The organism is Nocardioides astragali, assembly GCF_024436375.1.
Taxonomy (GTDB): Bacteria; Actinomycetota; Actinomycetes; order Propionibacteriales; family Nocardioidaceae; genus Nocardioides; species Nocardioides astragali.
In genome coordinates this window covers 213,274-234,454 of the sequence record NZ_JAFMZM010000006.1, presented here as the reverse complement: position 1 = coordinate 234,454, position 21,181 = coordinate 213,274, and the positions used below count along the sequence as shown (strand labels likewise).

Annotated in this window: 25 protein-coding genes; 10 read left to right on the top strand and 15 right to left on the bottom strand. The window is 71.2% G+C overall.

Going from position 1 to position 21,181, the window contains the following annotated elements; all coding sequences use genetic code 11:
* Positions 1-10 precede the first annotated feature (10 nt).
* The gene (locus tag J3P44_RS20665; protein ID WP_305122728.1) at positions 11-283 is read left to right on the top strand and encodes a DapH/DapD/GlmU-related protein; all 273 of its coding nucleotides are present in this window, start codon (positions 11-13) and stop codon (positions 281-283) included.
* Between the two features lie 147 nt (positions 284-430).
* On the opposite strand, the gene J3P44_RS20660 is transcribed toward J3P44_RS20665, so the two are convergent.
* Positions 431-1,087: a hypothetical protein gene (locus tag J3P44_RS20660; RefSeq protein ID WP_255892353.1), complete on the bottom strand. Its 657-nt coding sequence runs from the start codon at positions 1,085-1,087 to the stop codon at positions 431-433.
* A gap of 235 nt (positions 1,088-1,322) precedes the next feature.
* Here J3P44_RS20660 and J3P44_RS20655 point away from each other — a divergent pair, with 235 nt between their 5' ends.
* Together J3P44_RS20655 and J3P44_RS20650 are read left to right on the top strand one after the other, a co-directional pair.
* Positions 1,323-1,880, top strand: coding sequence for an HNH endonuclease signature motif containing protein (locus tag J3P44_RS20655; RefSeq protein WP_255892352.1), 558 nt, complete (start codon positions 1,323-1,325; stop codon positions 1,878-1,880).
* Positions 1,881-1,986: 106 nt separating this feature from the next.
* Positions 1,987-3,246: an Nramp family divalent metal transporter gene (locus J3P44_RS20650; RefSeq protein WP_255892351.1), complete on the top strand. Its 1,260-nt coding sequence runs from the start codon at positions 1,987-1,989 to the stop codon at positions 3,244-3,246.
* Positions 3,247-3,278: 32 nt separating this feature from the next.
* Here the strand turns inward: J3P44_RS20650 and J3P44_RS20645 are convergent, their stop codons facing one another.
* Positions 3,279-4,658 (bottom strand): FAD-dependent oxidoreductase, encoded by a 1,380-nt coding sequence (locus J3P44_RS20645; RefSeq protein WP_255892350.1) that lies wholly within the window; start codon positions 4,656-4,658, stop codon positions 3,279-3,281.
* Positions 4,655-5,707 carry an L-glyceraldehyde 3-phosphate reductase gene (mgrA, locus tag J3P44_RS20640; RefSeq protein WP_255892349.1) on the bottom strand — a complete coding sequence of 351 codons (1,053 nt, stop codon included), beginning with the start codon at positions 5,705-5,707 and terminating at the stop codon, positions 4,655-4,657. The genes J3P44_RS20645 and mgrA overlap by 4 nt, the downstream gene beginning before the upstream one ends.
* Before the next feature lie 99 nt (positions 5,708-5,806).
* On the opposite strand from mgrA, the gene J3P44_RS20635 reads away from it, so the two are divergent.
* A complete protein-coding gene (locus J3P44_RS20635) occupies positions 5,807-7,051 on the top strand; it encodes a cytochrome P450 (RefSeq protein WP_255892348.1) in 1,245 nt (414 codons plus the stop codon).
* Positions 7,052-7,082: 31 nt separating this feature from the next.
* The gene (locus tag J3P44_RS20630) at positions 7,083-7,811 is read left to right on the top strand and encodes a sortase domain-containing protein (RefSeq protein WP_255892347.1); all 729 of its coding nucleotides are present in this window, start codon (positions 7,083-7,085) and stop codon (positions 7,809-7,811) included.
* A gap of 22 nt (positions 7,812-7,833) precedes the next feature.
* Here J3P44_RS20630 and J3P44_RS20625 read toward each other — a convergent pair whose 3' ends face one another.
* Together J3P44_RS20625 and truA are read right to left on the bottom strand one after the other, a co-directional pair.
* On the bottom strand, positions 7,834-8,430 hold the full coding sequence (locus J3P44_RS20625; RefSeq protein WP_255892346.1) for a class I SAM-dependent methyltransferase: 597 nt from the start codon (positions 8,428-8,430) through the stop codon (positions 7,834-7,836).
* A complete protein-coding gene (truA, locus tag J3P44_RS20620) occupies positions 8,423-9,259 on the bottom strand; it encodes a tRNA pseudouridine(38-40) synthase TruA (protein ID WP_255892345.1) in 837 nt (278 codons plus the stop codon). The genes J3P44_RS20625 and truA overlap by 8 nt, the downstream gene beginning before the upstream one ends.
* Before the next feature lie 80 nt (positions 9,260-9,339).
* Between truA and J3P44_RS20615 the strand changes: the two genes are divergently transcribed.
* The 5 genes from J3P44_RS20615 (at position 9,340) to J3P44_RS20595 (ending at position 12,336) form a co-directional block, all read left to right on the top strand.
* Positions 9,340-9,822 (top strand): hypothetical protein, encoded by a 483-nt coding sequence (locus J3P44_RS20615; RefSeq protein ID WP_255892344.1) that lies wholly within the window; start codon positions 9,340-9,342, stop codon positions 9,820-9,822.
* 78 nt (positions 9,823-9,900) lie between these two features.
* Positions 9,901-10,272, top strand: coding sequence for an ArsR/SmtB family transcription factor (locus tag J3P44_RS20610; protein ID WP_255892343.1), 372 nt, complete (start codon positions 9,901-9,903; stop codon positions 10,270-10,272).
* Positions 10,269-10,784, top strand: coding sequence for an SRPBCC domain-containing protein (locus J3P44_RS20605; RefSeq protein WP_255892342.1), 516 nt, complete (start codon positions 10,269-10,271; stop codon positions 10,782-10,784). Before J3P44_RS20610 ends, J3P44_RS20605 begins: the two co-directional genes overlap by 4 nt.
* Positions 10,784-11,350 carry a TIGR03086 family metal-binding protein gene (locus J3P44_RS20600; protein ID WP_255892341.1) on the top strand — a complete coding sequence of 189 codons (567 nt, stop codon included), beginning with the start codon at positions 10,784-10,786 and terminating at the stop codon, positions 11,348-11,350. Before J3P44_RS20605 ends, J3P44_RS20600 begins: the two co-directional genes overlap by 1 nt.
* Positions 11,351-11,379: 29 nt before the next feature.
* Complete coding sequence (locus J3P44_RS20595; protein WP_255892340.1) at positions 11,380-12,336, top strand: ketopantoate reductase family protein; 957 nt, start codon at positions 11,380-11,382, stop codon at positions 12,334-12,336.
* Positions 12,337-12,414: 78 nt separating this feature from the next.
* Here the strand turns inward: J3P44_RS20595 and rplQ are convergent, their stop codons facing one another.
* The 10 genes from rplQ to J3P44_RS20545 all read right to left on the bottom strand — a co-directional run bounded on the left by rplQ (position 12,415) and on the right by J3P44_RS20545 (position 21,180).
* Positions 12,415-12,981 (bottom strand): 50S ribosomal protein L17, encoded by a 567-nt coding sequence (gene rplQ / locus J3P44_RS20590; RefSeq protein WP_255892339.1) that lies wholly within the window; start codon positions 12,979-12,981, stop codon positions 12,415-12,417.
* Positions 12,982-13,054: 73 nt separating this feature from the next.
* Entirely contained in the window at positions 13,055-14,071 is a 1,017-nt protein-coding gene (locus J3P44_RS20585) for a DNA-directed RNA polymerase subunit alpha (protein WP_255892338.1), read from the bottom strand.
* Positions 14,072-14,198: 127 nt separating this feature from the next.
* On the bottom strand, positions 14,199-14,807 hold the full coding sequence (rpsD, locus tag J3P44_RS20580; protein WP_255892337.1) for a 30S ribosomal protein S4: 609 nt from the start codon (positions 14,805-14,807) through the stop codon (positions 14,199-14,201).
* Positions 14,808-14,837: 30 nt separating this feature from the next.
* Positions 14,838-15,233: a 30S ribosomal protein S11 gene (rpsK, locus tag J3P44_RS20575; RefSeq protein WP_056906616.1), complete on the bottom strand. Its 396-nt coding sequence runs from the start codon at positions 15,231-15,233 to the stop codon at positions 14,838-14,840.
* A gap of 82 nt (positions 15,234-15,315) precedes the next feature.
* A complete protein-coding gene (gene rpsM / locus J3P44_RS20570) occupies positions 15,316-15,690 on the bottom strand; it encodes a 30S ribosomal protein S13 (protein WP_036490072.1) in 375 nt (124 codons plus the stop codon).
* A gap of 240 nt (positions 15,691-15,930) precedes the next feature.
* Positions 15,931-16,044, bottom strand: a complete 114-nt coding sequence (rpmJ, locus tag J3P44_RS20565; RefSeq protein ID WP_004008316.1) for a 50S ribosomal protein L36 — start codon at positions 16,042-16,044, stop codon at positions 15,931-15,933.
* A gap of 63 nt (positions 16,045-16,107) precedes the next feature.
* Positions 16,108-16,329, bottom strand: a complete 222-nt coding sequence (gene infA, locus J3P44_RS20560; protein WP_129474469.1) for a translation initiation factor IF-1 — start codon at positions 16,327-16,329, stop codon at positions 16,108-16,110.
* A 204-nt stretch (positions 16,330-16,533) separates the two neighbouring features.
* Entirely contained in the window at positions 16,534-19,026 is a 2,493-nt protein-coding gene (locus J3P44_RS20555; protein WP_255892335.1) for a transglutaminase TgpA family protein, read from the bottom strand.
* Positions 19,023-20,201, bottom strand: coding sequence for a DUF58 domain-containing protein (locus J3P44_RS20550; RefSeq protein ID WP_255892334.1), 1,179 nt, complete (start codon positions 20,199-20,201; stop codon positions 19,023-19,025). The genes J3P44_RS20555 and J3P44_RS20550 overlap by 4 nt, the downstream gene beginning before the upstream one ends.
* A 7-nt stretch (positions 20,202-20,208) precedes the next feature.
* On the bottom strand, positions 20,209-21,180 hold the full coding sequence (locus tag J3P44_RS20545) for an AAA family ATPase (RefSeq protein ID WP_255892333.1): 972 nt from the start codon (positions 21,178-21,180) through the stop codon (positions 20,209-20,211).
* Position 21,181: the final 1 nt, after the last annotated feature.

Below are 21,181 nucleotides of genomic sequence, written 5' to 3'. Positions count from 1 at the left end.
TAGGCTGGCGATGACCGACGACAGGACCATGCGGGAGCGGATGCTCGCCGGCTACCAGACGTCGTTCGGTGCCCGCTCCTTCGCCAACTTCGGCCTCGTGGTCCTCGACGTCGCGACGGTGATCATCGGCGACAACGTGTGGCTCGGCGGCGGCGTCATCGTCTGCCCTGGCGTCACGATCGGCGCCGACACGGTGGTCGGGGCCGGCTCGGTCGTCACGAAGGACCTGCCGTCCGGAGTCGTGGCCGTCGGCTCCCCGGCGCGGGTGCTGCGCGAGCTCTGAGGCGTACGCCTGGGCTGGCCGCTGTTCGCTGGTCGAGGTGCGAGCGCCCGCTGTCGGTGGTTGAGGTGCGAGCGGAGCGAGCCCTCGAAACCACGCGCGGAGCGCGGGAATCTTGATGTTTCCTGGACTCACGGGCGGGGTCGAGTGTCAGTGGGTTTCTCTACACTCGAACACATGATCGAGACGCTGGCGGGGTCCGGGATCGAGGTCGATGACGACCTCAGCCCCGCCGGTCTGCTCGCCTCGATCCGCTCGGCCCGCGCGACCGAGGACGCCGCTGCCGCCCGCCAGCTCGACCTCGTCGCCAGGTGGGCGGACCTGCACCCGCCCGAGTCGATCCACCACGTGGCGTCCTTCACCGTGCCGGGTTGCGAGCACGAGGAACCCATCGCCGGTGAGGGCTGCCCGGCGGTGGCGGAGTTCTGCGTCGCCGAGCTCGGCACCGTCCTGGGGATGTCCTCGGTGTCGGCGAAGCGGCTGATCGGGCACGCCCTCGAGCTGCGGCACCGCCTGCCCCGGTTGTGGACCCTGGTGCAGTCGGGTCGGGTCGCGCCGTGGCGGGCCCGGATGGTGGCCGAGGCCACGATCCACGCCACCCCGTCCCTGACTCCTGAGGCGGCCGGGTGGGTCGACGCTCAGGTCGCGGCCGTGGCCGGGCGCATCGGGCCCGCCCAGCTGGACCGGCTCGTCGCGGAGGCCATCAAGCAGTACGAGCTGCAGTCGCTCGACCCCACCGCTGATCCCGAGGACGGCTACCTGTCGGTGGATCCGCGCCACGTCACCGTGCACGACGAGGACGTCCACTTCGCCGGCACTGTAAGGATCGAGGCGGAGGTCGACCTGGCCGACGGCCCTCGATGTCGGACGGGCCGTCGCCTACGGGGCCGAGCTGCGCAAGGCCCTCGGCTCGACGGAGTCCCTCGACGTACGCCGCGCCCAAGCCCTCGGCGACCTCGCCCGGACGCAGACCGCGCTCGACCTCCACATCCAAGGCCACACGCAAGGCCACGCCTCGACCGCCCGCGAGGACGGTCTGCCCGTGGCGCGGGAGGTGGTGCTGCACGCCCACTTCACCGCCACGTCGGTGGAGGGCGGACAGACGGTGTTCGGTCCGACCGGTCGGCTCGAGGAAGGCCAACGCCTCCTGCTGCTCGAGCAGGTCCGGGCCTGGTGCGGCGAGTCCCGCACGAAGGTCACCGTCAAGCCCGTCATCGACCTCAACGCTCACCTCGAAGCGTCCGGCTACGAGGTCCCGGACCGGATCCGCGAGCAGGTCATTCTCCGCGACACGACCTGCGTGTTCCCCTTCTGCACCCGCCCCGCCCGTGGCTGCGACGTCGACCACGTCATCGAGTACGACCACGACGCCGAGGCCGAGGGCCGACCCCAGCCCGGTCCCACCCTGACTCCCAACCTCGGTGCGTTGTGCCGGTTCCACCACCGCCTCAAGACCCACACCGCCTGGCACTACGACGTCATCGGGCCGGGTGAGTTCGTGTGGACCAGCCCCCACGGCCACCGCTACCGCCGCGACCCTTCCGGGACCACCCCGCTCGACCCGCCACCAGAACCAAGCCGGCGACCACGTCGACCATGACCCCGCCCCACACCCCGCCACCCCACGGATGGCGGGGGCAGCGGCATGCCTGGCCCCTCCACACCGGGGAGGACAACTGGTCTGGACCAGTTCTAGGGTGATGGTCATGGCATCCACCACCTCGACCGAGCTGTCATCCGTCCCCCGCTGGAAGGTCATCGGCCCCGGCCTCGTCGTGGCTGCGACCGGAGTCGGCGCGGCCGACCTGGTCGCGACCTTGATCGCCGGCCAGAAGTTCGGATACACGCTCCTGTGGTGCGTCGTCGTCGGCTGCCTCATGAAGATCGTCCTGGTCGAGGGTGCCGGGCGCTACTCGCTGGCCACCGGACGCACCATCTTCGAGGGCTGGCGCAGCCTCGGCGCCTGGACGACGTGGTACTTCGGGCCCTACATCGTCCTCTGGGGGTTCGTCTACGGCGCCGCCGCGATGGCCGGCACCGGACTCGCGCTCGACGGGCTGCTCGGCGGGCTCTCGGTCACCTGGTGGGGCATCCTCTCCGGCCTGATCGGCCTGGCGCTGGTCTGGACGGGCCGCTACAGCGTCTTCGAGAAGGTCCTCGCCGCTCTCGTCGGGATCATGTTCGTCACGATGGTCGGCGCCGCCGCGCTCACCCTGCCCAACCTCGGTGAGCTGGTCACGGGCCTGGCCCCGCGGATCCCGGACGGCGGCTTGGTCAACACCCTCGCCCTGGCGGGTGGCGTCGGCGGCACGATCACGCTGGCGGCGTACGGCTACTGGTTGCGCGAGAAGGGCTGGTCGTCGCCCACCTACATGCGGGTCATGCGCATCGACAACACCGTCGCCTACGTCGTCACCGGCCTCTTCGTGCTCGCCACCCTCATCGTCGGCGCGGAGCTGCTCTACTCCACCAGTGTCGCCATCGAGGAGGGCGACGCCGGTCTGCTCGACCTCTCGGTGGTGCTCCAGGACCGCTACGGCGAGTGGGCGGGCAAGCTGTTCCTGCTGGGCTTCTGGGCCGCGGCGATGTCCTCGCTCGTCGGCGTCTGGAACGGCGTCAGCCTGATGTTCGCCGACTTCATGACCATCATCCGTGGCGGCGACAGCTCGGACCCCGATGCCCGCGCGGGCGGCAAGTGGTACCGCCTCTACATCCTGTGGCTGACCTTCCCGCCCATGGTGATGATGTTCCTCGGCAAGCCGGTGTGGCTGATCCTCGCCTACGGCGTGCTGGGCGCGTTCTTCATGCCGTTCCTCGCCGTCACGCTGCTCTGGCTGCTCAACACCGACCGCACGCCCGTGGAGTGGCGCAACAAGCTGCACTCCAACGTGTTGATGGCGATCATCGCCCTGGCCTTCGTGGCGCTCTGTGTCAACGAGGTGCGCAAGGTGATCGACGGCGCCTGAGTGGGAGGGCCGGACAGTCGACTTCGCCTGCGTCAGAGCCGCTCGGCCACCCGGCGCGCAGCCACCTGCAGGACCTCCCACGCGGTGGCGAAGGGAGGGGCGTAGGCCAGGTCCATCCAGGCCAGGTCGTCCACGGTGCTGCCGGCCCACAGCACGGCCGCGGCCGCATCGATCCGCTTGCCTGCGCCGTGGCCCCCGACGACCTGCACGCCGAGCAGCCGACGCGTCGTCCGGTCGGCCATCACCCACAGCGCGATCGGCTCGGCCTCCGGCATGTAGCCGCTGGCGGTCGTGCCCTCCGTGACGAGCGCGACGGGGTCGTGGCCGGCCGCCGCGGCGTCCGTGCGCGACAGTCCGGTCCGGGCGATCTCGAGGTGGACCTCCCCGAACGAGAAGCGCGTGATCGCGGTGTCGACCATGCCGTCGAAGGCCAGCGTGCCTCCGGCGAGGTTGTCGCCGAGCGCACGGCCGTGCTTGGTGGCGTGCGTCCCGAGGGGGCGGAAGACCCACTGGTCGTCGATCCGCCGACGCACCTCGCAGCAGTCGCCGGCGGCCCACACGTGCTGCGCCACGCGTCCGTGCGGGTCGGGCCGCAGGGCGCCGTCCTCGGTCAGCTCCAGCCCGGAGCCCTTCAGGAAGTCGGTCGCGGGGCGTACGCCGATCGCGACCACGACGAGGTCGGCCTCTCGGCTGCCGCCGTCCCAGTGCACCCCGGTCACGCGGTCGCCGTCGAGGTCCAGCCCGGTCACCTCCGCGCCCAGCACCAGCTCGACGCCGGCATCGGCGAGCGCTGCGTTGACGCGCTCGGACATCTCGTCCTCGAGCATCGACATGCCCCGCCCGCGGGTCAGCACGGTGACCCGGAGGCCCCGGCGCAGCACCGCCTCCGCGACCTCGACGCCGACGTAGCCCGCGCCGACCACGACCACGCGCGCATCGGCGTCGGCCGCCGCCAAGCGGTCGAGCCACGCCGCGCCGTCGTCCAGCGTCTTGACCGCGCCGACGCCGTCGTACGTCGTCCCGTCGGGTCGGCGCGCCCAGTCCGGGACGATCGCCGGCGAGCCGGTGGCCACGACCAGCTCGTCGAAGCCGACCACCTCGCCCGAGCCGGTGGTGACCGTGTGTGCGACGAGGTCGGCCGCCACCACTTCCGTGCCCAGCCGCAGGTCGATGCCCGCCTGGCGGTGCTCCTCGGCCGTCCGCGCGACGAGGTCGTCGCCGCTGTCCACGTCGCCGGCCATCCAGTAGGGGACCCCGCACGAGGAGTACGACGTGTGGCTGCCCTGGTCGAGCACCGTCACCTCGAGCTCGCGCCCGGTGCGGCGCGCGGTGCGCAGCGCCTGGTGCGCGGCCGACATCCCTGCGGCGTCGGCGCCGACCACGACGACCCGGGTGGGGTTGCCCTCGCTCACTCCTCGGTCTGCTTCGCCCAGAGGTTGACGCGGGAGTCGGTCGCGTACCTGTCGATCTCGGCGAGCTCGTCATCGGTCAGCGGCGGCCCGGACAGGGCGTCGAGGTTGGTGTCGAGCTGCTCGACGCTGGACGCCCCGATGACGGCGCTGGTGACGCGGGGGTCGCGCAGCACCCACTGCAGGGCGAGCTGGGCGAGCTTCTGTCCGCGCTGCTCGGCGATGCCGTTGAGCGCGCGCACCCGGTCGAGGACGTCGCCGTCGAGCCCGGTCATCGTCGAGTCCTCGCGGGCTGCGCGGGAGTCGGCGGGCACGCCGTCGAGGTAGCGGTCGGTCAGCAGCCCCTGTGCGAGGGCCGAGAACACGATGCAGCCCATCCCCTGCTCCTCGAGCTCGTCGAGCAGGCTCTGCCCACCGTCACGGGGCGCCTCGATCCAGCGGTTGAGCATCGAGTAGGACGGCTGGTGGATGAGCAGGGGTGTGCCCAGGTCGCGTGCGATCGTCGCCGCCTCGTGGGTCTTCGCCGGCGAGTACGACGAGATGCCGGCGTAGAGCGCGCGCCCCGACCGCACGGCGGTGTCGAGCGCCATCATCGTCTCCTCGACGGGAGTCTCCGGGTCGAAGCGGTGGCTGTAGAAGATGTCGACGTAGTCGAGCCCCATCCGGGTCAGCGACTGATCGAGCGAGGCGAGGACGTACTTGCGGGAGCCGCCGCCCTGGCCATAGGGACCGGGCCACATGTCCCAGCCGGCCTTCGTCGAGATGACCAGCTCGTCGCGGTAGGGCGAGAAGTCCTCCGCGAGGTAGCGACCCATGTTCTCCTCCGCGCGGCCGTAGGGCGGGCCGTAGTTGTTGGCGAGGTCGAAGTGGGTGACGCCGCGGTCGAAGGCGCGGTGCAGGATCGCCCGCTGGGTCTCCTCGGGACGATCGGTGCCGAAGTTCTGCCAGAGGCCGAGCGAGAGGGCCGGGAGCCTGAGCCCGCTGCGCCCGGTGCGGCGGTAGGGCATCCCGGTGGAGTCGTCGTACCTGTCGTGGGCTGCTTCGTAGGCCATGGCCCCATCCTGCCCGGTCACCGCCCGGGGGTCCCCCCGGGACGCACCGGGGTGATACCCGATGGCGACCGCTGGGACCGGACCGTGAAGATAGCGGCCATGGTCCTCTCGTTGCGTGACACAGCACTGCGGGTGGCGGTCTCGTCGGCCCGACGGGTGCCCGGGCGCGTCCGCTTCCCCCTCCAGCGCGACGGTGTGCATCCGGTGCCCGCCCTGGAGGCCAGCAGGCAGCGGGGCGACGTGGTGCAGCTGATGCGGCTGTTCGGCACCCGCGTGTGGCTCGTCACGGGGTACGACGCCGCGCGGGCCGTGCTGGCCGACGGCGACGCCTTCGCCAACGACGTGCGCCACTACATCGGGCGCCAGGACCGCGCTCCGGCCGAGCGCATCGGTGGCCTGGGCATGACCGACTCGCCCGACCACGGGCGGCTGCGACGGGTGCTGACGCCCTACTTCACGCGACGGCGGCTCGTCGAGCTGCAGGCCGACATCGACCGGGTGGTCGCCGAGGCGCTCGACGACATGGCGGCCACCGGGCCCGTGGTGGACCTCGTCGCCAGGTTCGGCTTCGCCGTCCCGTTCGGGGTGATCTGCGACCTGCTCGGCATGCCGGGTGTGGACCGCGACGAGTTCCGGGCTCGCGGCGCGGCGCGGTTCGACCTCAACGACGGGACCGCCGGCATCTTCGACACTGCTGCCGGGACCCGGCAGTTCCTCATCGACCTCGTGGCGTCCGAGCGCCGCGAGCCCCACCTGCCCGAGGGCCTCCTCGCCCGGATGGTCGCCGAGCACGGCGCCGACTTCGACGACGTCGAGCTCGGCGGACTGGCCGACGGCGTCTTCCTCGGTGGCTACGAGACGAGCGCGAGCATGCTCTCCCTCGGCACCTGGGTCCTGCTGCAGCACCCGGACGCCTGGGAGATGCTGCGCCGCGGCGAGCCTGCGGAGGTCGACCGCGTGGTCGAGGAGCTGCTGCGCTTCGTGTGCCCCGTGCAGGTCGCCTTCCCACGCATCGCCCGCCGCGAGGTGCAGGTGGGGGACCGCACCGTCCGCGCCGGCGACGTGGTCGTGGTGTCGTTGACCGGTGTCGGGCGGGACCCCGCGCGACACGTCGACCCGGAACGCTTCGACCCGACCACGGCGGCGGCTGGCACGCTCGCCTTCGGGCACGGACTGCACCGGTGCGTCGGCGCCGAGCTGGCGCGGATGGAGCTGCGGACAGCCCTGGTCGCGCTGGCACGCCGCTTCCCCGACCTCGCGCTGGCGTGCGACCCGGCCGACCTCCGCTTCACCGAGCTCGCCATCGTCCACGGCGTGAAGTCGCTTCCCGTCCGGCTGGGTTGAGCCTTTCGGCGAGCCTCGTACCGTGGGTCGGGTGGCGAGCCGGCTCCTGATCCTCCTCGCCGCGACGGTGGTCGCGGTGGCCTCCGCCTGCTCCGCGCAGGAGACCGGCAGTCCCGGGCCCGCCGGGCGGCGTACGACGTCCGCGGCGACGCCGAGCGCCACCCCGACCCCCGAGGTCACTCCGGAGCCCACTTCTGGGGCCACTCCCACCCCCGAGGCCACAGCGGAGCCCGAGCCGGAGCGCCCCGAGCCGCGCCGCTCCTACATGAGCGTCCCGGCGCTGGGGCTGCGCGACTTCCCGGTCGTGCGCTACCGCGGCTCCCCCGACGACGCACCCGGAACCGCGTTGCAGAACGCCGGCGAGATGGCGTCGCCGCGCGGCCCCCGCGGCGGCGTCGGCCCCGGCGAGGTCGGCAACTTCATCGTCACCGGCCACCGCCTCACCGGCACCGCTCCCCTGCGCTACTCCCCCTCGTTGCGCGCCGGCGACCGGATGCGCGTGCGGAGCGGCGGCACGGTCTACGTATACGAGGTACGCCGCACGCGCTGGACGTCGTTCCGCCGGCCGGAGTCGCTGCGGGCCCAGCGGGCACCGGTCCCCGGCCGCCCGGGCGAGACCGCTACCCGGGCGATGATCACGCTCTCGACCTGCGCGACGCTCGAGGACCACGCCGTCGGCAACTACTGGGCCGACGAGTTCGACAACCCCGAGCACCGCATCGACAAGATCGGCGTGCTGGTCGCGACCCGACCCGCCTGACTCGTCCACGACGCCGTCGGGCTCAGCCGCGTCGCGTCTCCAGCACCCGGAAGCCCTTGCTGCTGGCCAGCCGCTGGGTGGGCCACCCCTGCTCGGTCAGCCACCGCTGCAGGGAGTCGGCGCCGAGGTTCTTGCCCACGACCATCACCATTCGACCCTCCGGCGCCAGGCGCGGGAGCCACGTGAGCAACAGCTCGTGCAGCGCCTCCTTGCCGATCCGGATCGGCGGGTTGGACCAGATCTCGTCGAAGACCTGGTTGCCGGGGACCTGCTCGGGCGTGCACGCGACGAAGCGGGAGTCGAGCCCGGCCGCGCGCGCGTTGTCGTTGGCCAGCAGCAGGGCCCGCTCGTTGACGTCGACGCCGGTGACGTTGGCCAGCGGCACCGCACGGGCGATGGCCAGGCCGATGACGCCGTAGCCGCAACCGAGGTCGAGGAACTGCCCCTGGACCGGTGGTTCGAGCTCGCGGAAGAGCACGGCCGTGGCGTGGTCGAGGTGGCCCCGGCTGAACACGCCCGACCCGGTGTCGAGCGTGAGCGGGTTGCCCCACAGCTCGACGGTGAAGCTTTCGCGCTCGAAGGGGACGCTCGGGTCCGCGGAGAAGTAGTGCTCAGGCATCGATCGCCTCTCGTCGGGCTCGGGCTCGCTCGGCCTGGGCACCGAGGTCCTCGTCGGCGGGATAGCCGACCTCCTCCAGCGTGAGGCCGTGGGCGTGCACGACGGTCACCCCGGAGTCGCGCTGGCGTCCGGTCAACACCTCAGCCGGCCAGGTGGCCGGCCGCCGTCCCTCGCCCACCGCGATCAGGCTGCCCACGAGGGCCCGTACCATGTTGTGGCAGAAGGCGTCGGCGCGGACCGACCCGACGACCAGGCCGGCCGTGTCGCGGCGCCAGGACAGGTCGAGCAGCGTCCGGACGGTGGTGGCGCCCTCGCGCTGCTTGCAGAACGCGGCGAAGTCCTGCAGCCCGACCAACGGGGTGGACGCCTGGTTCATCGCGTCGATGTCGAGCGGGCGACCCCAGGTGAGGACGTGGCCCCGCACGAGCGGGTCGGCCGGCGCCCGGGCGTCGGCGATCCGGTAGGCGTACCGGCGCCAGATCGCGGAGAAGCGGGCGTCGAAGCCCTCGGGGGCCTCGGACACCCGGCGTACGCGCAGGTCGGCCGGAAGAATCCCGTCGACGCGACGGGCCAGCGCCTCCAGGGGCGGATCGGTGGACCTGCCCGCGGCCGCCACCACCCGGTCGGGATCGACGTCGACGTGCACCACCTGGCCGCGCGCGTGCACGCCGGCGTCGGTCCGCCCGGCCACCGTCACCCGCAGCTGCGGCACCCGCAACGCCGTCGCCAGCGCCTCCTCGAGCGTCCCCTGCACGGTCCGGAGACCAGGCTGGACGGCCCACCCGGAGAACTCGGTGCCGTCGTAGGCACAGTCGATCCGCAGGCGCACGGGCCGATCCTAGGCCGCGTCGTCCGAACGCTCGACGCGGGCACGTGTGCAAAGAGGGCTAAGTTGCCTAGGCTTCTCGGGTGCGGAAGTGCTCGTCCCTGGTCGGTCGGCTCTTCGCCGTGGTCATCGCGGCGACGCTCGTCGTGACGCCCGGGGAGGCCCTCGCGGCTCCGTCGTCGCGCTATGCGGACATCGACAGCGACGGGGACGGGCTCCTCGACACCGTCGACGGCTGCCCCACGGTCGCCGCGACCACCCCGACCGGCTGTCCGTCGGCATCGCGGCGGGCCGAGCTGCGCTGGCTCGAGGGCAGGGACCGGCTCCAGGCGACCATCACGTCGCCCGTCGAGGCCTGCCGGTCGGGTGCCCGGATCAAGCTCTGGCGGGTCCGCCCCCACCGTGACATCAAGCTCCTCGCGGTCGACGCCTCCTCGCGAGGCCGCTACCGGTTCAGGGTCCCGCGCCGGGCCAGGTACTACGTGACGGTGTCGCCGTCGTACGTCCCGGGGCTGGCCGAGTGCGGCAAGGCGGTCTCGCGCACGGTGCGGGTGCCGGGCGACTAAGGGTATTCAACCAAGGGGTTGACAACAAAGGGTCCCCGGCCTAGCCTTATTCAACCAATCAGTTGAAGAAGGTGTCCCGTGACCGACCAGCTCTCTCGCGTCTTCGCCGCGCTCGCCGACCCCACCCGTCGCGACATCGTGGCCCGCCTCACCGAGACGGACCACACGGTGAACGACCTGGCTGCGCCCTACGACGTCAGCCTCCAGGCCGTCTCCAAGCACCTCAAGGTGCTCGAGGACGCCGGCCTGGTGACCAGGACGCGCGAGGCACAACGCCGGCCGGTCCACCTGGAAGCCGAGGTGTTCGACCTGATGACCAAGTGGATCGAGCGCTACCGCCGACAGGCCGAGGAACGCTTCTCGCGCCTCGACGCCGTGCTCGCGCGGATGCAGGACGACGACAAGCCCCACACCAGCCCCACCACCCAGCAGGAAGGAACAGCATCATGACCACCATGCAGAACCACGAGACCCGCTACACCGAGGCCGTGATCGAGCCCGACGAGAAGGTCCCCGCCATCCACATCTGGCGCGACTTCGCGGCCACCCCCGCCCAGCTCTTCCGGGCCCACACCGATCGCGACCTCTTCGCACGCTGGAGCGGACCGAGCAGCGTCGGCGCCGAGATCACCGAGTGGGACGCCCGCGACGGCGGCAGCTGGCGCTACACCGCCCGCGGGGTCGAGGGCCGCGACGACTTCGAGACCTCCTTCCACGGGTGCTTCCACACCGTGCGCGAGGACCGCATCGTGCAGACCTTCACCTGGGACGGCATGCCCGACGAGGTCGCGCTCGAGACGATGACGTTCGAGGACCTGGGCGACGGTCGCACCCGGCTGCACGCGTTCAGCCTGTGCGACTCCTTCGAGGGCCGCGACGCCTGGCTGCGCAGCGGCATGGAGGTGGGTGTGCACGACGGCTACGCCGCGATCGACCGGCTGCTCGCCGACGGCACGCTCTGATGGCCCTCCCCGACTCCCCGGCCGCCCGTCACGCAGAGGTGGCCGGTGAGTTCTCCCGGCTCGTGGACGCGACGTCCGACTGGTCCGCCCCGGCCCCGGTCGACGGGTGGACCGCACGCGACGTCGTCGACCACCTGGTGACCTGGTTCCCCGGCTTCCTGGCCTCGGGCGGAGTCGAGCTGCCGGTCGGTCCCGCGGTCGCCGACGACCCGGGCGCCGCGTGGCGCCAGCACGCCGACGCCGTGCAGGCGCTCGTCACCGAGCGCGGCGAGGAGGAGTTCACCCACCCCCACGTCGGCACCCAGCCGCTCGCCCAGGCGGTCGACCGGTTCTACACCTCCGACGTCTTCATGCACTCCTGGGACCTGGCCCGCGCCGGCGGCCAGGACGCCCGCCTCGACGAGGACTTCGCCGGCGAGCTGCTGGGCGGCATGTCCGCGATGGAAGACGTGCTGCGCAGCTCCGGGCAGTACGGCGACCCGGTGCCCGTACCTGCCGACGCACCGGTCGTCGACCGGCTGATGGGCTTCATCGGTCGCGACCCCGCCTGGCGGCCGCCTGCCTGACGATCGCGGCGCCCTCGTAGGCTCGGGACGTGAGGTACGTGGTGTACGGCGCCGGCGCCGTCGGCGGAGTCATCGGCGCGCACCTGCACCTCGCGGGACTCCCCGTGACGCTGGTGGCTCGCGGACAGCACCTGGCGGCCATCCGCGCCCGCGGGCTCGTGCTCGACAGTGGCAATGGCCGGCACCGCATCCACGCACCGGCGACCGACACCGCCTCGGAGGTCGGCTGGACCGACGACACCGTGGTCATCCTCGCCGTGAAGTCGCACCAGGCAGCCGCCGCGCTCGGCGACCTGCGTGAGCACGCGCCCACCCGCGTGCCGGTGGTGTGCGCCACCAACGGCATCGCCACCGAGCGCGCGGCCCTGCGCCTGTTCCCTCGCACGTACGCGGTGTGCGTGATGCTGCCGGCGACGCACCTCGAGCCCGGCGTCGTGGTCGCGGCCTGCCACCCGACGCCGGCGATCCTCGACATCGGCCGCATCCCGTCAGGCACGGACGCGACCACGGCGGCCGTCGCGGCCGACCTGCGTAAGGCCGGCATGGCCTCCGAGGAGCGCGCCGACATCCTCGCGTCCAAGCGACGGAAGCTGCTGATGAACATCGGCAACGGTGTCGACGCGTCGTTCGCCCAGGGCGATGCCGCCGACGAGCTCGCGAAGCGGGCGCTGGCAGAGGGCGAGCAGGTGCTCGCCGCGGCCGGGGTCACCGTGGTCTCCGCGGCCGAGGACGAGTCCCGGCGCGGCTCCATCCTCCAGCGTCGCCCCGAGCTCGAGCGGCGCGGCGGGTCGACCTGGCAGAGCCTGGCCCGACGCACCGGCGACTCCGAGATCGACTACCTCAGTGGCGAGATCGTGCTCCAGGGCCGGCTGCACGGCGTTCCCACCCCGGCCAACGAGGCGATCGTCGCTGCCACGCGACGCCTGGCGTACGGCGGCGGCGTCCCGCGCAGCCTCGACGCGACCGAGGTCCTGTCCTCGTTGTGACGACCCACCGCGACGCACGAAGGCCCGCCACCCCAGTGGGGTGACGGGCCTCGTGGACTGGCCTGGATCGGGCCTGGATCAGGCCTTGGACTCGTCCTCGGCGTCGACCTCGGCGGCGTCGCCCTGGGCCTGCGCCTCAGCGGTCTCCACGTCGGTGGCCTCGGTCTCCACGACCTCGGTCTCACCGTCGACGCCCTCGGCCTCGACCTCGGCAGGAGCCGACTCGGCGGCCGGCGCAGGAGCGGCGGCAGCCTCGGTCTTCTTGGTCGACGGGGCCTTCGGGTTGTAGGCCTCGGTCACGAGCTCGATGACCGCCATGGGGGCGTTGTCGCCCTTGCGGGGACCGATCTTGGTGATGCGGGTGTAGCCACCGGGACGCTCGGCGAAGGTCGGCGCGATCTCGGTGAACAGCGTGTGCACGACCGACTTGTCACGGACGGTCTTGAGGACCTCGCGACGGTTGTGCAGGTCGCCCCGCTTGGCCTTGGTGATCAGCTTCTCCGCGACCGGGCGGAGCAGGCGCGCGCGGGTCTCGGTGGTGGTGATCCGGCCGTGCTCGAACAGCGCAGTCGCCAGGTTGGACAGCATCAGGCGCTGGTGGGCCGGGCTGCCGCCGAGGCGGGCACCCTTCTTGGGCTTGGGCATTGGTCTTCTCGATTCTCCCGAGCCGTATCAGGTACTCGGATAGATGGTTTCAGTGGGTCGTGCGCCGCTCAGATCAGAGCTGCTCGTCCTCGATGAACGCGTCGTCGTCGTCGTCGCCGTAGGCGGCGAGGGCGGCGTGCGGGTCGAAGCCGGGCGCGCTGTCCTTGAGCGAGAGGCCCATCTCGACGAGCTTGGCCTTCACCTCGTCGATGGACTTCGCGCCGAAGTTGCGGATGTCGAGCAGGTCCTGCTCCGAGCGGGAGATGAGCTCACCCACGGTGTGGATGCCCTCACGCTTGAGGCAGTTGTAGCTGCGGACGGTGAGCTGCAGGTCCTCGACCGGCAGGGCCAGGTCGGCGGCGAGCTGCTCGTCGACCGGCGACGGGCCGATGTCGATGCCCTCGGCCTCGACGTTGAGCTCACGGGCCAGGCCGAAGAGCTCGACCAGCGTCTTGCCGGCCGAGGCGATCGCGTCGCGGGGACGGATCGACGGCTTGGTCTCGACGTCGATGACGAGCTTGTCGAAGTCGGTGCGCTGCTCGACACGGGTGGCCTCGACCTTGTAGGTCACCTTCAGCACGGGGCTGTAGATCGAGTCGACCGGCATGCGGCCGATCTCGTTGTCGGCGCCCTTGTTCTGCACCGCGGAGACATAGCCGCGGCCACGCTCGACGACGAGCTCCATCTCCAGCTTGCCCTTGTCGGACAGGGTGGCGATCTTGATCTCGGGGTTGTGGACCTCGACACCGGCGGGCGGGGTGATGTCGGCGGCGGTGACGTCACCGGCACCGGACTTGCGCAGGTACATCACGACCGGCTCGTCGTGCTCGGAGGAGACGACGATGCCCTTGAGGTTGAGGATGATCTCGGTCATGTCCTCGGTGACGCCCTCGATGGTCGAGAACTCGTGGAGGACGGAGTCGACCTTGATGCTGGTGACCGACGCGCCCGGGATGGAGCTCAGGAGCGTACGGCGCAGCGAGTTGCCGAGCGTGTAGCCGAAGCCGGGCTCGAGGGGCTCGATGACGAACCGCGAGCGGAACTCGTCGACGGTCTCTTCCGTGAGGGTGGGGCGCTGAGCGATGAGCACGGAGTTTTTCCTTTCCGGATCCACCCACTATTTGACGGATCCGAACCGTATGAGGTTGGCGGAGAGATGACGTTGGAAGAGGGGCGTCGGTGGCCGCCCGAGTGATCAGGCGGCCACCGACGGAGAGTCACTTCTTGGAGTAGTACTCGACGATGAGCTGCTCCTGGACCGGCACGTCGATCTGTGCCCGGACCGGGACCTGGTGGATGAGGATGCGCATCCGCGACGGGATGACCTCCATCCAGGCAGGGGTGACGCGCTCGCCGTGCGTCTCGCGGGCGACGATGAGCGGGGTCAGCTCGAGCGACTTCTCCCGCACGTCGATGATGTCGTGGTCGCTGACCTGGAAGGACGGGATGTTGACCTTCTTGCCGTTGACCAGGAAGTGGCCGTGCACGACGAGCTGGCGGGCCTGGCGACGGGTCCGGGCGAAGCCGGCGCGGTAGACCACGTTGTCGAGGCGGCACTCGAGCAGCTGGAGCAGGTTGTCGCCGGTCTTGCCCTGGCGACGGCTGGCTTCCTTGTAGTAGCGGACGAACTGCTTCTCCATCACGCCGTAGGTGAAGCGAGCCTTCTGCTTCTCACGGAGCTGCAGCAGGTACTCGGACTCCTTGATACGGCCGCGGCCGTGCTGGCCGGGGGCGTAGGGGCGCTTCTCGAAGGCAGCGTCGCCGCCGACGAGGTCGACACCGAGACGGCGCGACTTGCGGGTCATGGGGCCGGTGTAGCGGGCCATGTCAGTCTCTCTTTCTCAGTCTCGGGTCGGTCAGACGCGGCGGCGCTTGGGCGGCCGGCATCCGTTGTGGGGGGTGGGCGTGACGTCCTGGATGGTGCCGACCTCGAGGCCGATGGCACCCAGCGAACGGATCGCGGTCTCACGGCCCGACCCCGGACCCTTGACGAAGACGTCGATCTTCTTCATGCCGTGGTCCATGGCGCGACGGCCGGCGGCCTCGGCAGCCATCTGGGCGGCGAAGGGGGTGGACTTGCGCGAGCCCTTGAAGCCGACGGTGCCGGCAGAGGCCCACGAGATCACCGCACCGGTCGGGTCGGTGATGGTCACGATGGTGTTGTTGAACGTGCTCTTGATGTGGGCTTCGCCCTGGGCGACGTTCTTCTTCTCCTTGCGGCGGACCTTGGTCGCGCGGCTCTTGGGAGGCATTCACTAACTCCTGATGAGGTCTGGTCTGGAAGCTTGCGTAGGGACTGAAGTGATCAGCGCTGCACCCGATGAGGGGCGCAGATCACTTCGCCTTCTTCTTGCCGGCGACGGTGCGCTTGGGGCCCTTGCGGGTGCGCGCGTTGGTCTTGGTGCGCTGACCGCGGACCGGGAGGCCCATGCGGTGGCGGCGACCCTGGTAGCTGCCGATCTCGATCTTGCGGCGGATGTCCGCCTGGACCTCACGCCGGAGGTCACCCTCGATCTTGAAGTTGGCTTCGATCTCGTCGCGAAGCTTGACCAGCTCCTCGTCACCGAGCGTGTGAACGCGAGCGTTCGGGTCGACGCCGGTGGCGGCCAGGAGCTGCTGCGAGCGGGTACGGCCGATGCCGTAGATGTAGGTGAGTGCGATCTCGATGCGCTTGTCGCGCGGGAGGTCGACCCCAACGAGGCGTGCCATGTGGCGGTTTCCTTGTCTGTTCGTCGCTTTGGTTTCTGGTCGTGTCGCGTCTCATCCCGCCTCGGGTGAGCTCCGGCCAAAGCGCCGGAGGTGAGTTCAGCCAGGTGGTGCCCGACCTAGCGATCACGTTGTATTGAGTTGCTGGTGGCCCTGCTGAGGTTCAAGCCCGCTTGCCGCAAGCGGCTGCGCGGCTCGCTCGGTCGCTGTGCCCGGGCTCCGCCCGGTCTCAGCGACCTTGCATCAACCTTGCCGCTGCTTGTGGCGCGGGTTCTCGCAGATGACCATGACCCGGCCGTGACGGCGGATGACCTTGCACTTGTCACAGATGGGCTTGACGCTCGGGTTGACCTTCATGTCAACGACTTCCTTGCTGCTCGGCTGCTGGATACTGATGAACCGGAGCCCCTACGGGCTCGGTCACTTGTAGCGGTAGACGATCCGACCCCGCGTGAGGTCGTACGGCGAGAGCTCCACCACGACCCGGTCCTCGGGGAGGATCCGGATGTAGTGCTGGCGCATCTTGCCGCTGATGTGGGCGAGCACCTTGTGTCCGTTGGCAAGTTCCACGCGGAACATGGCGTTGGGAAGGGCCTCCGTGATGGTGCCCTCGATCTCGATCACGCCTTCTTTCTTCGGCATGTCCTCCACAATCTGTTGGTCTGTTGTCTACCGTGGCCCGGGAACCGCCCGGCTCCTGCACGCAGGAGGCCGGTGGACCTCGTGAGGCGGTCCCGGAGCACCTCTTCCCGGGCACACGCCAGATTCGTCAAGAACGAGTCGGACGGGGTCCGGGCAGCCGCGAGGCGCCACGAAACACAGCCCACGTTGGGCCGACGCACCAGTTTACTCAGGCGTCCCGCGAGAACGCCAATCAGCGAGCCCGCGCCGGCGCCCGGCCAGGCCGGCGAACCGCCCAGGGGCAGTCGGAGCGGCGGCCGCGGGGTCCGCGATGTCGGACGGCGCCGTGACGGCCCGCACTGAGCCCCGCCGTGAGCCCCGCCGCAGCGACCGGAGGCTGACCGCGGCGCGCAGGCGCTGCCACCGGGTCACCTCCCGCGACATCGCCCGGCGCTCGGCGTCGATCGACTCCCAGTACGTCGCCGCGGCGGCGTCCTCGGGCACGCGCGGGCCGAACACGGAGTTGTCAGCGCGGCGGGCGAGCGTGGTGGCCCCGGCCGACACGAGGGCGACCGACTGCTCGCGCCGGGTGACGCTCGGGCCCAGCGGTACGACCTGGCCGAGGTCGCGGGCGTGATCGACCAGCTCGCGCCAGGCGCCCACGAACCGGGCGGACGCCGAGTCGGCCCTGCGTCGACGATGGCGGCGCCACGCCTTGAGCCCGACGACGGCCCCGAGCAGCAGGGCGACCACCAGCACCGGCAGGGCGACGTAGGTCAGCACGACCCCCACCCACGCCGGGAGGCCCGGGATGATGCCCTCCTCCTCGTCCTCCTCGGAGTTCTTGCGCGTGGCCTTGCGCTCCTTGAGGTCGGCGTCGCTCTGCTCCCCCGCGTCGGAGGGCGGCGGGATCGGGTTGGGGGGCGGGATCACGGTGCCGGACATCGGCGTGTTGGTCTCGGGGACCTGGTCGGCCGGCGGGGTGGTCGACATGAAGCTCTCGGTGGGCAGCGTGCGCCAGGAGCCGTCAGCGGCGCGGAGCTCCACCCATGCCTGGACCTCCTTGCCCGTGACGCGTCCGCCCTCCGGCACGACCGCGCCGAGCACGACCCGCGCCGGGACGCCGATCTCGTTGGCGATCAGCGCCATCGTCGCGGCGTACTGCTCGTCGTTGCCGACGATCTGCGGGGCGTTGACGAACTCGTCAGAGAGCCTCCAGACGCTGTGCCCGCCGACGTAGATCCGCTCGGTCCGCCCGATGCCGTCGGAGTACCTGCCCTCGGACTTGAGGTGCTCCGCGGCAGCCAGGACACGGTCCATCGGGTCGGTCCCGGCCTTCTCGGTCCACTTCTCGGCCGGTCCTTGGATGAACGCCGCCCCCGGAGGCAGGCTCGCCGTCTCCGCCGATCCCACCGTCTCCGGGGTCAGGACGTCGTCGGGCTGGACCGCGGTGAAGGAGTAGCGGTCGCCGGGCTGGAGCCCGCTGGGGACGACCGCGGTCGAGGTGGCGAGGTTGTAGCGGAACACCTCGGCCTTGGCCCGAGCGTCGCTGGTCTCGAACGTCATCGACTGGAGCGCGCCCACTGTGGGCAGCCACACGCCCGACCAGCCCTCGCCGAGAGTGACCGTGGCCTCCACCTCCTCGCCGTCGACCGGGTTGTCGATCGTGGAGGACACCCGCTGGAAGGAGTCGTCGGCCGGACCGGGCAGCGCGTTGTCGCTCGCACCCCAGACCATGCCGTCGTAGCGGTCCATCGTGGCGAAGCGGATCAGCCGGCCCGCCTCGACGCCCTCGACCTCGAGCAAGGTCTTGTCGTAGACGTTGCTTGGGTCGTTGCGGCCCTTGAGGTCGACGTACTTGCGGAACCCGGCCAGCGGGGACGGGTAGCGGCCGATGTCGAAGGGCGGCTCGACCCAGTTGCGGGCCACCGCCCGCTCGTCGTCGTCGCCAGCGAGCACGGCGCTGGCGGGGAACGCCACTCCGGCGGCCAGGGCCAGCATGGCGACGGCACCGACGGCACGGACGTACGACGTGCTGCCGCCCTGCACCGCGGCGCTCGCGCGGCGCGCCCGGACCGCGAGCCAGGCCAGCGCCACCCCGGCGAACACCGAGCCCTGCAGGAGCAGCGACTGGGGGTGGCGGACGCCGACCAGGATCGCGCCGGAGAGGACCGCCGTCATGCCGAGGACGGGGAGCACGGCGGCGAGCCAGGCGCGGCGTACGGGCAGGTGCGCCAGCCCGAGACCGACCAGGCCGGCCAGCATTCCGGAGAGCCACGGGAGGACGAGGAGCGGACCGTCGCCGTCGATGGGAGGCAGCGTGGTGAGCAGGTCCTTCCAGCCGAAGATCGCCTGGTCGGCCACCCGGCCGAGCGTCGACGCCCCCGGCAGCACCGAGGAGTCACCGAGCGAGCGCAGGCACAGCGGTCCACCCAGCAGGAAGAAGAGGACGAGGCAGATCACCGCCGCCGAGATGATCGGCCAACCCGCGGCGCGCGTCAGGTGGGTCACGGTCACCGCGATCACGGCGCCGAGCAGGCCGACCACGAGGTAGCTCGACCCGGTGAAGGAGGTGCCGAGCGCGCTCAGCGCCATGGCCGCCAGGACGAGGGTGAAGCCGATGTCGACCCACGAGTGCCGGTCGGGCAGCAGGGCGTGCGAGCGGACGCGGGTGCGCGTGCCGGTCGTAGCGGTGCTCGCGCGCGGGGTATTTCTCATCGGACGCTCCACCGCAACAGCCCGCCGAGGTCCTCTTTGGCGGCGAGGTGCAGGACATGCAGGCCACCGGTCTCGGTCACGCGGCTGTTGCCCTGGGGGTCGACGACGATGCCGAACCGGCGGACCTCGGGCGGGAAGGCCGCCGCCGACCGCAGGATGTCGGTGAACGTGGTCCGGCTGCCACCCACGAAGAAGGCGAGGCTGGTGTCGGGCGCCAGGATGCTGGCCTGCCGCCCGGACTCGACGAGACCGCGGTCGCCGAAGTCGGCGCGGCAGACCGCGTCGAGCGCGAGGTAGCCGTCGGAGCCGGTCGAGGCGCGCGCGCCGCAGACGAAGGAGACGTCGAACTCGTCGAGGACGGCGCGCACCGCGATGGAGGCAGCCACGGCCATGGCCGTCTCGAAGTCCTCCGGGTCCGCCCAGGCGGCGAGCTGGTCGTCGACCACGATCGTCGCGTGGCTGCGCCGGGTGTCGAGGTACTGGCGCACGAGCAGCGCCGACTCGCCGGTGGACGCCATCACCTTCGCCGAGGAGCGCCAGTGGATGTGGCGCAGGTCGTCACCGGGGACGTACTCGCGCAGCGCGTGGAAGGCCAGGTCGCTCTGGCTGACCGCATCGGTCGACACGCCCTCGAGGTCGCGAAGCAGGCCGGCGCCCAGGGACTCCATGGGGACCAGGTGCGGGCGGACCAGAACCTCTCGGACGGGGGTCCACACGACGTCGCGCGAGAAGATGCCGACCGGATCGCCCCTGCGGGTCATCGCCGGACCGACCGAGATCACGCCGCGTCGCTCGGTGCGGATCGTGAACGACTCCTCGTGGGCGGCCCCCGGGGCCAGCGAGCTGATGCCGTAGCGGTGGATCGCCGAGCCGACCGGCACCTCGAGCGTCGTGGGGACCAGGCGCGAGGAGGCGCGGTTGACGACGAAGACGCCGGCTGCCACCGACTCCCCCGCCGCCACTCGCTCGGGCTGCAGCCGCAGGTCCACCGAGACCGACGTGCGGCCCAGCAGGAAGGGGGCAGCGAGGACGAGCAGCGCCAGGCACGCGACGGACAGCACGGCGAGCTCGCGCCAGTGCGCGACCTGGGCGACCACGCCCGTGCCGAGTCCGATCACGAGGATCAGCCAGCCGATCGGCTTGACCACCTCGAGTGCCTGGAGGATGCGGTTCATCGACGCGTCAGACTCCCACGCGGTCGGTCGGCGGGGCCACGGAGTCGAGCAGGCGCGAGATCACGGTCTGCACGTCGATGCCGCTGAACTGGGCTTCGGCGTCGAGCAGCAGCCGGTGCGAGAGCACGGGCTCGGCGAGCTCCTTGATGTCGTCGGGCACGACGTGGTCGCGACCGTCGGCAGCGGCCCAGGTCTTGGCGACCCGGACCAGTGCCAGGCAGCCGCGCGGGGAGAGGCCGAGCTTGACGTGCGGCTGGCGACGCGACTCCTCGGCCAGCTCGGCGACGTAGCCGACCACGGCCGGATCGACGTACACCTGGTCGGCGAGGCCGCTCATCTGCGCGATCGTGGCGGCCGTGATCACCGGAGTGACCAGGGACGCGCGGTCGCGCACCGCTGCGTTGTTGAGCAGCTCCACAGTGGCCTGCCGGTCGGGGTAGCCCACGGCGGTCTTCATCAGGAACCGGTCCAGCTGCGCCTCCGGCAGGCGGTAGGTGCCGGCCTGCTCGATCGGGTTCTGGGTGGCGATCACGAGGAACGGCTTGCCGACGGGGTGCGCGACGCCGTCGACGGTCACTCGGCCCTCCTCCATGACCTCCAGCAGGGCCGACTGGGTCTTGGGTGAGGCGCGGTTGATCTCGTCGGCCAGCACGATGGTGTGGAAGATCGGGCCGGGGTGGAACTCGAAGGTGCCCTTGTGCTGGTCGTAGACCGTGACGCCGATGACGTCGGAGGGCAGCAGGTCGGGGGTGAACTGGATGCGGGCGTGGCTGCCCTGCACGGTGTTGGCCAGCGCCCGCGCCAGCATCGTCTTGCCGGTGCCCGGGAAGTCCTCCAGGAGGACGTGCCCCTCCGACAGCAGGCAGGTCAGCGCGAGCCGGACCACGTGGCGCTTGCCGAGGACGGCCTTCTCCATGTTGTCGGTGAGCTGGTCGAACGTGGACTTGAACCACTCGGCCTGTTCGTGGCTGATCGTCATG